The sequence below is a fragment of the Gordonia sp. p3-SID1431 genome, from assembly GCF_025143765.1.
Lineage (GTDB): Bacteria > Actinomycetota > Actinomycetes > Mycobacteriales > Mycobacteriaceae > Gordonia > Gordonia hongkongensis.
Map to the genome: position 1 here is coordinate 1 of NZ_JAMBDT010000129.1, position 11712 is coordinate 11712.

Consider the following 11712-nt stretch of genomic DNA (forward strand, 5'->3'; position numbering starts at 1 on the left):
CGCTCGTTCTGTCGGCCCCGCCACCTAGGCTGACCGGGTGGCCAGAACCAAGACGTCCTTCCGCTGCACCGCGTGTGGCCATCAGGTGCCCAAGTGGGTGGGCCGCTGCCCCGAGTGCGGCGAATGGGGCACCATCGGCGAGGTGGCCGGGCCGGCACCGTCGGCGCGCTCGACCGCGGCGGTCGCACCGTCGAGCCCCGCTCTGCGCATCACCGAGGTCGACGCCGAATCGTCCGCCGCGATCCCCACGGGCATCGGCGAGCTCGACCGGGTGCTGGGCCGCGGCGTCGTCCCGGGCTCGGTCATCCTGCTGGCCGGTGAGCCCGGCGTCGGCAAGTCGACGCTGCTGCTCGAAGCCGTCAAACACTGGGCGGCACAGGACCGCACGGCGCTCTACATCACCGGCGAGGAATCTGCCGGGCAGGTCCGCATGCGGGCCGAGCGCACCGGCGCGGTGCACCCGAACGTCTACCTGGCCGCCGAGACCGACCTCGCGACGATCCTCGGCCACGTCGACTCCGTCGCGCCGTCACTCATGATCGTCGACTCGGTACAGACCCTCGTCGCCTCCGGGGCCGACGGCGTCACCGGCGGCGTGACCCAGATCCGGGCGGTCACGACCGCACTGGTCTCGCTCGCCAAGAACCGCGGGGTCGCGGTCATCCTCGTCGGCCACGTCACCAAGGAGGGCGCGGTCGCCGGGCCGCGGTCGCTGGAGCACCTCGTCGACGTCGTACTCGCGTTCGAGGGTGACCGGCACTCGACGCTACGCATGGTCCGCGGTGTCAAGAACCGGTTCGGTGCGGCCGACGAGGTGGGGTGTTTCGAACAGCGCGACGACGGCATCCATCAGGTCCCGGATCCCTCCGGAATCTTTCTGCATCAACGTGATTCGGATGTGAGCGGCAGCGCGACCCTGGTGACCATGGACGGCAAACGCGCACTGGTGGGCGAGGTCCAGGCGCTGGCGAACGGCACCGAGATGAACATTCCGCGCCGGGCGGTCTCCGGCCTGGACATGAACCGCGTCTCGATGGTGCTCGCGGTCCTGCAGGCACGCGGGGGTCTGAAACAGATCGCGAAGAGCGAGGTGTATCTATCCACGGTGGGCGGCATGCGCGTGACCGAGCCGGCCGCCGATCTCGCGATCGCGCTCGCTGTGTACTCCACGGTGAAGAACCAGCCGATCCCGCAGTCGACGGTGGTCGTCGGCGAGGTCGGGCTCGGCGGTGAGGTCCGTCGTGTCTCGGCCGTCGCGCGCCGACTCGCCGAGGCGAAGCGACTCGGCTTCCGGGAGGCGATCATCCCCGCGGCCACCGACGAGGAACTGCCGACGGGCATCCGGATCCTGCGTGTGGCGAACCTCGGCGACGCCGTCGGTCTCCGCGACGCCGATCCGGTGGACGCGCCCTTCTGACCCGTCCCCCTGGCCGCTACGCCTAGGGGTACATCCGGCGTTTGTACTCCTCCGCCCGGGCGCTCTTCTCGACATGGGCGGCGAAGTGCTTCCGCACATCGATCGTCACGAAGATCGCGTGTGCGCTGGCCACCGGCTCGTCCGGATTACCGATGTGGGCGACCGCCTCGGTGAAGATTTTGCGGCGCTGTCGGCCCAGCAAGGTGCCGGTGAACTGCAGCGTCGAGCCCACCGGGATGGGCCGGATGTAATCCACCTCGAGATGCACCGTCACCCCGGAGGGCCCGATCAGGAGCGGGATCGTGCCCATCACCTCGTCGAACGCGGTGCTCAGGATGCCGCCGTGGATGACGCCGGGGCCGCCCTCCATCCGGGTCTCGACCTCCATCGACGCGTCGACGGTGAACCCCTCACCCGCATGCACCACCAGATGCAGGCCCTGCGGGGAGTCCGGTCCGCAGCCGTAGCAGGTCGGGTTGTGCATGCGGACGGGTTCGCCCGGCTTGGCCGCCTTCGGGTGGCGTTCCACCTCGTCCAGGTCGTCGGGCACCACGAAACTGCTGCTCTTCACACCCCGGTACCCTAGTCACCATCAGAACGGCCGATGTCGCTGGCATCCGGCCCGGCGCGGGTGGGCGCCGTCCCCGCGGGGACGGACGGGTCACTGGAGGGAAGTCATGGTTGCCGAGGTGGTCAGATCCGAGCTGACGCGCGACACGGTGGCGCGCGTCGCGCCCGGCACGCCGCTTCGTGACGGCCTCGAACGCATCCTGCGAGGCGGCACCGGCGCCCTCATCGTGCTGGGGCACGACTCCGACGTCGAGAAGATCTGCGACGGCGGTTTCCACCTCGACGTGGAGTTCGCGCCGACGCGACTGCGCGAGCTCGCCAAGATGGACGGCGCAGTCGTGCTCTCCACCGACGGCAAGCGCATCGTGCGGGCCAACGTCCAGCTGGTCCCCGATCCCTCCATCCCGACCGAGGAGTCGGGCACCCGTCACCGCGCGGCGGAGCGGACCGCCATCCAGACCGGGCATCCGGTCATCTCGGTGAGCGCGTCGATGTCGATCGTGAGCGTCTACGTCGACGGCGCCCGCCGGGTCGTCGAGAGCCCGGACCCGATCCTGTCCCGCGCCAACGTCGCGCTGGCCACCCTCGAGCGGTACAAGGCCCGGCTCGACGAGGTGATCTCGGCGCTGTCGCGCGCGGAGATCGAGGACTACGTGCTGCTGCGCGACGCGATGTCGACCGCCCAGCGCATGGAGATGGTCCGTCGTGTGTCGGCCGAGATCGAGGAGTACGTCCTCGAACTCGGTGTGAACGGCCGGCAGGTCAGCCTGCAGCTCGAGGAGCTGATCAGCGACAACGACACCATGCGCGAACTGCTCGTCCGCGACTACTACGCCAGCCCCGAGCCGGCGACCGCCGAGGATGTCCGCCAGGCGCTCGAGGTCGTCGAGAACCTCAGCGACGCAGACCTTCTCGACCTCACCCTGCTCGCCGGGGCCTTCGGGTACCCGACGACGATCGAGGCCCAGGACACGGCGATGAGTCCCCGCGGTTACCGTCTGCTCGCCCGGATCTCGCGGCTGCAGTTCGCCCACGTGGACCGGCTCGTGCGCAGCTTCGGGACCCTACAGGCGCTGCTCGCGAGCTCGTCGGCCGATCTGCAGGCGGTCGAGGGTATCGGCAGCATCTGGGCCCGCCACATCCGTGAGGGACTGTCCCGCCTGGCCGAGACCAGCATCGAGCGCTACGACTGATCGCGCGTATTCGGGCGACTGGTACCTCGATCACGGCAACGGCCGCGAGGCCGCTAGTTGGACAGCAGTGCTCGTTCGATCATCTGCGCGTCATCGTTCGCGTCCGCCGACCACGCATACCAGTTGTGTCCGCCGTTCCGATAGTTGAACGAGATCGGCAGTCCGAGACGTGTCGATACGGCCTGGAGGGCCACCGTCGAGAACATAGCGCCAGACTCCAGCGCAACTCCCAGAGCTAGCGCGGTTGCCGCCTGCTGCACGAGCTTCGGACCCGATCCGGGATCAGCAGCCAATCGTTCCTGAAGGACCTGGTTGGCTTCGCGGAGTTCATTGCTGGTCGGAATTCCGTTCCCGGAGGAAACAATCACGGTCTGGCGAGTTCGCGCGACTTCGCCGATACGGGACAGGACGTCGTTCTGTGCCCAGCGGTTACCCGGCGCCTCAGGGTCTCCCCACATCGCGGTGCGTCCGTTCTCGATGTCGGCACGCTCACGCTGGATGGCAGGTATTCCCAACCACCCGAGCGGGTTGTCAGTCGGATAGTAGCCGGAGTAGGAACGGGCCACTTTGAACACCGTTGGATGGTCCAGCGCAAGGACGATCGCCGGACCCGCGGACATCGATACCCCGACGATGCCGTTGCCCGATCTCGGCACATCGAAGTTCCGCTGCAGATACTTCGGCAGTTCGACCCCGATGAACGAGCTCCATTGCGGCGGAATCGACTGACCGGTGGGCGCTTTCTCCCAGTCTGTCATCCACTCACCTGCACCACCGGCCGGAAAGACGAGAGTGTTGACGGAATCGTAGGCAGCGACGGTTTCAGGCTCCGCTGTCCACGTACTGAACTCCGGATTCGACCCCAATCCGTCCAGGAAGTAGATTCCGCGCCCTGCCTGGCGCTCTCGTGTGTCTGCGGCTCGGATCTGGACCGTGGCCTCTCGCCCGAGCGCAGTCGAGTCGAAGGTACAAGTCTGTAGGTTCTGAGCGCGCTCGGCCGGCGTTCTCCAGACGCAACCCGCGTCAGCCCTGAGCATCTCCGGGTCGGATGCCACTGCGGGCCCGCTGCCCCACACCAGCGCTGATGATGCGCACGTCACCGCAACGCCCGCGGCAACCACACAGCGACGCATGAACGCCTTGAATCCGACTCGGATGAAAGACCTCCCCGCCAGACGAGACCGAGGTAGGAGATCTCATCATTGATACTCAACGAGTCGGTACTTTACCTAGCGAACGAATAGTTCGCGGTACCCGCCTGGCCGAGACCAGCATCGAGCGCTACGACTAGTCGCCTGGCCCGGCGAACGTGACCGTCGCTCAGGGCTGTTGGGCCGGGGCGACCATGTTGAACGTGATCGGGAACGATTCGCGTTCGCCGATCTTGCCGATGGCGGAGTAGGAGCCGGCGGGCACCTGGGTCCGCGGGCGCTCGCAACCGGGGCTGCTGGTGGTGCCCGACCAGGTGATCGTGTCCTTGACCTGCTGCGCAGGCTTGAGCACCACGTTGTTGACGGTGTTCAGCGGCGAGCAGTCGCGCGCCGACCACAGCGTCCGGGTGCCGTCCAGGGTGCGGACGATGACGTTCTGCACGGCCTTGCCGACGTCGCGGGTGCACTCGGACAGTCCCGCGTTGGTGGTCACGATGGTGAACACCGGGTTCTGTCCGATCGTGTAGGTGGGCTTGTCGGTGTAGAGGACCACCGAGATCGCCTGATCCGGGCACAGGGCCGGCCCGCCGGCCGCTCCGGGAACGCCTGCTGGACTTGTCGATTCGACCGGGGTCGCGGACCCCGCGGGCGGCCCCGCCGGAGCACCCGCCCCGCCGCCGGCGCCGCCCCCCGCATCCGGTTCACCGGAGGCGCCACCCGCCTGCGGTTCCGACGCGGGCGGCGCGGATGTCGTCGACGACGCCGATGAGCTCGACGACACGCTCGCGGTGGCTGCGGTGTTCTGCGGATCCCCGCTTCCCGACGTCATCCACACGATCAGTGCTACGACCAGACCGACCACGACCAGCGCACCACCCGCGGCGACGACGCGGCGTCGCCAGTAGATCTCGGGTGGCAGCGGGCCCTGGGGTTCGATCACGACCACAACGCTAACGGCCGGGTCTTGACTTCTGGTTCATCACGTGCGGCGTGTCGCAGCGGGAAAGCGGTCCCGAGCAGGCAAAGTCTAGAGTTCGCCTTCAGGTCCACCGCATGCGGAGACGAATACGACGTCAGGCAGACTCGGCCACCGCGGTGGGCGCCGGGCGTTCACCGATGTCCCCGTACACGCCCTGGACGTTCACCTGCCCCTCGCTGAGCTGGTAGGTCAGGCCGACGATCGCCAGGCGGCCGGTACTGATCCGGTCGGCGATGATCCGGCTGCGCTGCATGAGCAGCTGCCCGGTCTCCACCACATGGCGGGCCTCGAACTCGTCGACTCGTGTCAGGCCCTCGCTACGGCCGGCGAGGATGCTGGGGGTGACCCGTTCCACGACATCGCGGATGTAACCGCCGGGGATCTGGTTGTCGTCGAGCGCGTCGAGGGTGGCCTTCACCGCGCCGCAGCTGTCGTGCCCGAGGATCACGATGAGCGGCACCTGCAACACCTCGACGGCGTACTCGAGCGAACCGAGGACTGCCGAGTCGATGACCTGACCGGCCGTGCGGACGACGAACATGTCGCCGAGGCCCTGGTCGAAGATGATCTCGGCCGCCAGCCGCGAGTCGGCGCAACCGAAGAGCGCGACGTGCGGATGCTGGCCCCCGGCGAGTCGCGCCCGGTCCTCGATACCCTGGCTGGGATGCTGAGATTCACCTGTCACAAATCGGTTGTTGCCGTCGCGCAGGATGCGCCAGGCCTGCCGTGGTGTCGTTGCGGTCATGCCCAATAGTGTGCCATCGGGCCATCTGCTCGGTTGGTTCGATATGCATGAACGGGATCTTCCGTGGCGTGACCCGTCGTGTAGCGGCTGGCAGATCCTCATCAGCGAGATCATGTTGCAGCAGACGCCGGTGTCCCGGGTGGTCGAACCCTGGCGGGAGTGGGTCCGGCGGTGGCCGGCCCCCTCGGCGATGGCGGTCGAACCGGCCGGGGAGGTCCTGCGGGCGTGGGGCAAGCTCGGCTACCCCCGACGCGCGCTCCGCCTTCACGAGTGCGCCAAGGTGCTTGCCGCCGACCACGGCGATCGGGTTCCCGAGGATGTCGAGACCATGCTGGGACTGCCCGGTATCGGGGACTACACCGCACGGGCGGTCGCGTGCTTCGCCTATGGACAGGCCGTGCCGGTGGTCGACACCAACGTCCGGCGGGTCATCGTCCGCGCGGTTCACGGGCGCGAACAACCGGCGAATCCGTCGCGGCGGGATCTCGCCGACGCGCAGGCGCTGCTCCCCCGGTCCGTCGACGGCACCTACGCCGCGTCGGCACCACGCTTCTCGGCGGCGCTGATGGAACTCGGCGCGCTCGTCTGCACGGCTCGAAACCCCAAGTGCGACATGTGCCCTCTCGTCGACGGTTGCACCTGGGTCGGCCTCGGCCGGCCGACGCACTCCGGACCGCCGCGCCGGGTGCAGAAGTTCGCCGGCACCGACCGTCAGGTGCGCGGGCTGCTCCTCGATGTCCTGCGCAACACGAGCGGCGCCGTCGACCGCGCCGCACTCGACGTCGTGTGGACCTCCGACACCGCCCAGCGCGACCGGGCCCTGGATTCGCTGCTCGTCGACGGGCTCGTGGAGATCACCGCAAGCGGACGCTACTGCCTCGCCGGCGAGGCATAGCTCCGCCGGGACTCCGCCGAACGGCTCCGAGACGGCTGTACCGGAACTCCGCTCGAGCCGGTGCCGACAGACCTCATAATCCGTGCCGGGTTCATTGACCAGTCGTTTGATCGTTCGGAGATAGTCTCCCACCACGCCCGGATCGTTGCTAATGTCCCGATCCATGAGTCAGCCGCCGTATCCCCCTGTCCCGCCGCCGGACCCGCAGCAACCGGGCGGCTTCCCCGGGCAGCAGCCGCCCCAATACGGGCAGCAGCCGCCGCAGTACGGGCAGCAGCCTCCCCAGCAACCGCCGTACGGCCAGCAGCCGCCGCCGCAGCCGCAGTACGGCCAGGCCCCGCCTCCGCCGCCTCCGGGCGGGCCGCAGTACGGTGACGCCGGGGCCTATCCCGGAGCCCCGGATCCCTACGGCGCGCCGGGAGATTCGGGCAAGATCGACGTGGGCACCGCGTTCTCGTGGGCCTTCGGCAAATTCAAGAACAACGTCGGCGCGATGATCCTGCCGGGCCTCGCGGTGTTCCTGTTGGGCGCAGCACTCATCGCGGTGGGGTTCTCCGCGGTGTCGATCTTCGGCACCACCGAGACCGTCGACTACGGCAATGGCTTCTACTACGAGGAGACGTCGCTCGGCCTCGGCGGCGGCATCCTCCTCGGCCTGGTGTACCTCGTTTTCATCCTGGGCCTCCTCTACATCCAGGCGAGCATCATCTCGGGCGCGGTCCGGGTGGCCAACGGCGAACCGGTGACGGCGAAGTCGTTCCTGACCCCGATCCGCTTCGGGCCGGTCATCGGAACCGCGATCCTCGTCGGCCTCATCACGGGTATCGGCTACGCGCTGTGCATCATCCCGGGCATCATCGCGATGTTCTTCCTGATGTTCTCGGTGGTCGCGACCATCGACAAGAGTCTGTCGCCGATCAACGCGATGAAGGCGTCCTTCGAGTTGACCAAGTCGAAGGTCGGCGACTCGATCCTGACCCTGCTGGTCACCTACGCCATCAACCTCGTCGGTGTGCTCCTCTGCTACGTGGGACTCATCGTCGCGGCTCCGGTGGCCCAGTTGTTCCTGGTGCACTGCTGGCGCCGGCTCAACGGCGCGCCCATCGCGCCGGCCGACCCGGCCTGACGCCACCCGTTCCTTCTCGGGGCGTACACGATTCGTCGTGTACGCCCCGAATTACGTTGCGCAGCAGCCTCAGCGGTCGAGGCCGGACAGAAATGCCTCCACCGCACCGCGATAGACATGCGGCGCGTCGTCGTGGATCAGATGTCCGGCACCCGGCACGCGGAGGTATCGGGCGTGGTCGTTGACCGCGCACATCGTCCGCATCTGCCCCGGCGGGGTGACCCCGTGCTCGGCCTCGATCAGCAGCGCCGGCACGTCGACCGAACGCCATTGCGTCCAGAAGTCGCGTCGGCCCCATTCCTCGGCGATCGCGGTCCACAACGGAATCCGGCCGTGTAACCGGCCGTCGTCGAAGGCCTCGAAGAAGTAGCGGCCGGCCACCGGCCCGAACATCTCGACGGCTTCGGCCTCGGAGGCGAATCGGTCCGGCCAGGACTCGAACCACGGGGTCCAGCTCGTGGTGGTCCGGCCGCGGAAGTCGGGGGCCATGTCCTCGACGACCAGTGCCGCGACGAGTTCGGGGTACTCCGCCGCCGCGCACCAGGCGTGCAGGGCTCCCATCGAATGCCCGATGAGGACCGCAGGCCCGCGGTCGATCCAGGTGAGGACCTCGGCGAGGTCGGCGACGAACCGCTCCGTCGCGAGTTCGCCGCCGTCGCAGGGTTCTTCGGCGTCGGCGCCGGTGTGGAACGCGGCGTCGTAGGTGAACACCCGGCCGTACCGGCGCAGCCACGGGACCTGGCGGCGCCATGTCCGTCCGCGGCCCATCAGGCCGTGCAGCAACACGATGGGCGGCGCCGCGCGCTCGACTGTGGCCGACGATCCGTTCGCGTCGTCCGCGACTTCGGGACCACTGTGGTCGCGAAGTCCGGTCTCCTGCGGAACCTCACCGTCGAACATGCCAGAACTGTAGTCGCAGAACCGCAGTGCCACCGACGACCGGCACGGGGCCCGACCGCCGTGTCGTCGTTCCCCAGACGACCGGCCCCGCGCAGCGCCTATGGTGGACGCATGTCTGTTGTGAAGATCAATGCCATCTCCGTCCCCGAGGGCGCGGGCCCCGAACTGGAGAAGCGGTTCGCCAATCGCGCCCACTCGGTCGACGGGTCCAAGGGGTTCCTCGGATTCCAGTTGCTGCGTCCGGTCAAGGGTGACGACCGCTACTTCGTCGTCACCGAGTGGGAGTCCGAAGAGGACTTCCAGGCCTGGTCGGCGGGTCCGGCCCGCGAGGCGCACTCCGGTGAGCGCGCGAAGCCGGTCGCCTCGGGTGCGGATCTGCTCGAGTTCGAGGTCGTGCTCGACGCGCGACCCAAGTCCTGAGACGAGCACGCCCTGACCTCTGAACCGGCGGCGGGCGAAACGCTCGTCGCGCCCATGTTCCCGCTCGGCACCGCCCTGGTGCCGAGCGCGGAACTGCCGTTGCGCATCTTCGAGCCACGCTATCGGCAGATGCTGGACGACCATGCCGACACCTCGACCGACCCGCCCACGGTCAGATTCGGCGTGGTACTCATCGAGCGCGGTTCCGAGGTCGGCGGCGGCGAATCACGCTGCCGGGTCGGCACCTTGGCACACGCCGAGATCACCGGCCGGCTGCCGGACGGCCGCGCGGCGCTGACCGCAATCGGCCGTCGCCGGTTCCGGGTCGAGGAGTGGCTGCCCGACGATCCATATCCCCGCGCCCGCATCACGGTGTTGCCCGAACGGACCCCGAGCCGCTCCGATCTGGCCCGTCTGCGCGACCTCGCCGAACGACACCGCGAGCTGATCCGGCGAAAGTTCCGCGCCGCCGGCGAGGACCCCGAGCCGATCATCGCCGCCTTCGCGCTCATCGACTCCGATCCCCGGGCCGCAGACCTCTCGCCCATCCACCGGTGGGCGGCGCAGACGGCGGGACAACCGCATGACCAGCAACGACTCCTCGAGGCCGAGGACCCGTCCGACCAGATCGAGATCCTCCACGACGTGCTGCAGGGGATGGAGGCCCGGGTGGCCTTCGGCAGTTCCTGACGACCACCCCTGGCATCAGAGTTAGAACGTGTTCTAGTATTGCGTGTGCCGTAGTTCACACCTGTCCATCGGCGGCTGTCGGCCGCCCTCGCCCGGGCAGGGCCCCGTCCTCTGAGGAGCACACGCGTAATGACCGAGACCGTGGAGTCCCAACCCGCCACCCTCATCGGCGGGGGCGATCAACCCCAGTTGCTCATCGGCGGCCGATGGGCCGATCCCCATTCCACCGAGACCCTCGAGGTCCACTCCCCCGCCACCGGTGAGCGCGTCGGTTCGGTACCGCTCGCCGATGCCACCGACGTCGACGCCGCGGTCCGCGCGGCGCGCGCGGCCTTCGACTCCGGGGTCTGGAGTTCGACGCCGCCCGCACAGCGCGCCGACATCATCGCGAAGGTCGCTGATCTGATCGACGAGCGGGGCGACGAGATCACCGCGCTCGTATCCGCCGAGATGGGCGCGCCGCCGAGCGCGATCAGCACCCTCCAACAGCTCCCCGGCACCGGCGTCCTGCGCGCCTACGCCAACGCGGCCCGTGACTACCAGTGGGAGGAATACCGCACCGGCCTGTTCGGCACCACCCGCATCACCCGCGAACCGGTGGGCGTCGTCGGCGCGATCTGCGCCTGGAACGTCCCGCTGTTCATCACCTGCAACAAGATGGGTGCCGCACTGGCCGCGGGCTGCTCGGTGGTGCTCAAACCCGCACCCGAGACCCCCATGACCGGCAACTACGTCGCGCAGCTGTTCATCGAGGCGGGCGTTCCCGCCGAGGCGATCTCGGTGGTCACCGGTGGCACCGACACCGGGCAGGCGCTCGTCGCGCATCCCGACGTCGACAAGATCACCTTCACCGGTTCGACCGCGGCCGGCAAGGCGATCGGCGCCGCCTGCGCCCAGACCCTCAAGCGGTGTTCGCTCGAGCTGGGCGGCAAGTCGGCCGCCATCGTCCTCGATGACGTCGACCTCGCCGCGAACGCTTTCATGCTGACGTTCCTCGGCCTGTTCAACACGGGCCAGGCATGCGTCGCGCAGACGCGAATCCTGGTGCCGCGCAGCCGACAGGACGAGATCGTGGCCGCGATGGTCGAGGCCGCGAAGGCGATGAAGGTCGGGCTGCCGTCCGATCCGGAGGCCCAGCTCGGACCGCTGATCACCGAGAACCAGCGGAACAAGGTCGAGGAGTATGTCGAACTCGGCAAGAAGGCCGGCGCCACCGCGGTTCTCGAGAGCGAGCGGCCCGCCGGACTCGACTCCGGTTACTTCCTCACCCCCACGATCTTCACCGGCGTCACCAACGACATGGCCATCGCGCAGGAGGAGATCTTCGGGCCCGTGCTGTCGGTGATCGCCTACGACGACGTCGACGAGGCCATCGCCATCGCCAACGACTCGAGCTACGGACTCGCCGGCACGGTGTGGACGAACGACGTCGAGCGCGGTATCGAGATCTCCACCAAGATCCGCACCGGCACCTTCGGGATCAATTGGTACGCCATCGATCCCGAGTCACCGTTCGGCGGTTACAAGAACTCGGGCATCGGCCGTGAGAACGGCCGAGAAGGTCTCGAGTCCTTCCTCGAGCACAAGTCGACGATGCTGCCGATGGGATACGAGGTGTCCACGGGT

General features: G+C 68.4%; 12 protein-coding genes. 7 read left to right on the top strand and 5 right to left on the bottom strand.

Annotation, left to right across the window (positions count from 1 at the left end; translation table 11 throughout):
• The first annotated feature begins 37 nt into the window (after window positions 1-37).
• Window positions 38-1417, top strand: coding sequence for a DNA repair protein RadA (gene radA, locus M4D77_RS21620; protein WP_055475228.1), 1380 nt, complete (start codon window positions 38-40; stop codon window positions 1415-1417).
• Window positions 1418-1439: 22 nt separating this feature from the next.
• Here the strand turns inward: radA and M4D77_RS21625 are convergent, their stop codons facing one another.
• Entirely contained in the window at window positions 1440-1988 is a 549-nt protein-coding gene (locus M4D77_RS21625) for a PaaI family thioesterase (RefSeq protein ID WP_055475229.1), read from the bottom strand.
• Between the two features lie 106 nt (window positions 1989-2094).
• Here M4D77_RS21625 and disA point away from each other — a divergent pair, with 106 nt between their 5' ends.
• Window positions 2095-3180: a DNA integrity scanning diadenylate cyclase DisA gene (gene disA / locus M4D77_RS21630; RefSeq protein ID WP_055475230.1), complete on the top strand. Its 1086-nt coding sequence runs from the start codon at window positions 2095-2097 to the stop codon at window positions 3178-3180.
• A 53-nt stretch (window positions 3181-3233) separates the two neighbouring features.
• On the opposite strand, the gene M4D77_RS21635 is transcribed toward disA, so the two are convergent.
• From M4D77_RS21635 to M4D77_RS21645, 3 genes are all read right to left on the bottom strand, one after another.
• The gene (locus tag M4D77_RS21635) at window positions 3234-4313 is read right to left on the bottom strand and encodes an alpha/beta hydrolase-fold protein (protein WP_311199335.1); all 1080 of its coding nucleotides are present in this window, start codon (window positions 4311-4313) and stop codon (window positions 3234-3236) included.
• Window positions 4314-4500: 187 nt separating this feature from the next.
• Window positions 4501-5271: a hypothetical protein gene (locus tag M4D77_RS21640; RefSeq protein ID WP_055475267.1), complete on the bottom strand. Its 771-nt coding sequence runs from the start codon at window positions 5269-5271 to the stop codon at window positions 4501-4503.
• Between the two features lie 133 nt (window positions 5272-5404).
• Window positions 5405-6055, bottom strand: coding sequence for a carbonic anhydrase (locus tag M4D77_RS21645; protein ID WP_055475232.1), 651 nt, complete (start codon window positions 6053-6055; stop codon window positions 5405-5407).
• Here M4D77_RS21645 and M4D77_RS21650 point away from each other — a divergent pair.
• Both M4D77_RS21650 and M4D77_RS21655 read left to right on the top strand, forming a co-directional pair.
• Window positions 6054-6950: an A/G-specific adenine glycosylase gene (locus M4D77_RS21650; protein WP_055475233.1), complete on the top strand. Its 897-nt coding sequence runs from the start codon at window positions 6054-6056 to the stop codon at window positions 6948-6950. The genes M4D77_RS21645 and M4D77_RS21650 overlap by 2 nt on opposite strands.
• A 163-nt stretch (window positions 6951-7113) precedes the next feature.
• On the top strand, window positions 7114-8076 hold the full coding sequence (locus M4D77_RS21655; RefSeq protein ID WP_065629168.1) for a hypothetical protein: 963 nt from the start codon (window positions 7114-7116) through the stop codon (window positions 8074-8076).
• A 69-nt stretch (window positions 8077-8145) separates the two neighbouring features.
• Here the strand turns inward: M4D77_RS21655 and M4D77_RS21660 are convergent, their stop codons facing one another.
• A complete protein-coding gene (locus M4D77_RS21660) occupies window positions 8146-8976 on the bottom strand; it encodes an alpha/beta fold hydrolase (RefSeq protein ID WP_078113067.1) in 831 nt (276 codons plus the stop codon).
• 111 nt (window positions 8977-9087) lie between these two features.
• On the opposite strand from M4D77_RS21660, the gene M4D77_RS21665 reads away from it, so the two are divergent.
• The 3 genes from M4D77_RS21665 to M4D77_RS21675 all read left to right on the top strand — a co-directional run.
• Complete coding sequence (locus tag M4D77_RS21665) at window positions 9088-9396, top strand: antibiotic biosynthesis monooxygenase (protein WP_035717146.1); 309 nt, start codon at window positions 9088-9090, stop codon at window positions 9394-9396.
• Between the two features lie 54 nt (window positions 9397-9450).
• A complete protein-coding gene (locus tag M4D77_RS21670) occupies window positions 9451-10086 on the top strand; it encodes an LON peptidase substrate-binding domain-containing protein (protein WP_176455922.1) in 636 nt (211 codons plus the stop codon).
• A gap of 129 nt (window positions 10087-10215) precedes the next feature.
• Window positions 10216-11712 (top strand): aldehyde dehydrogenase (locus tag M4D77_RS21675; RefSeq protein WP_078112990.1); only part of this gene is annotated, 1497 nt, incomplete at its 3' end.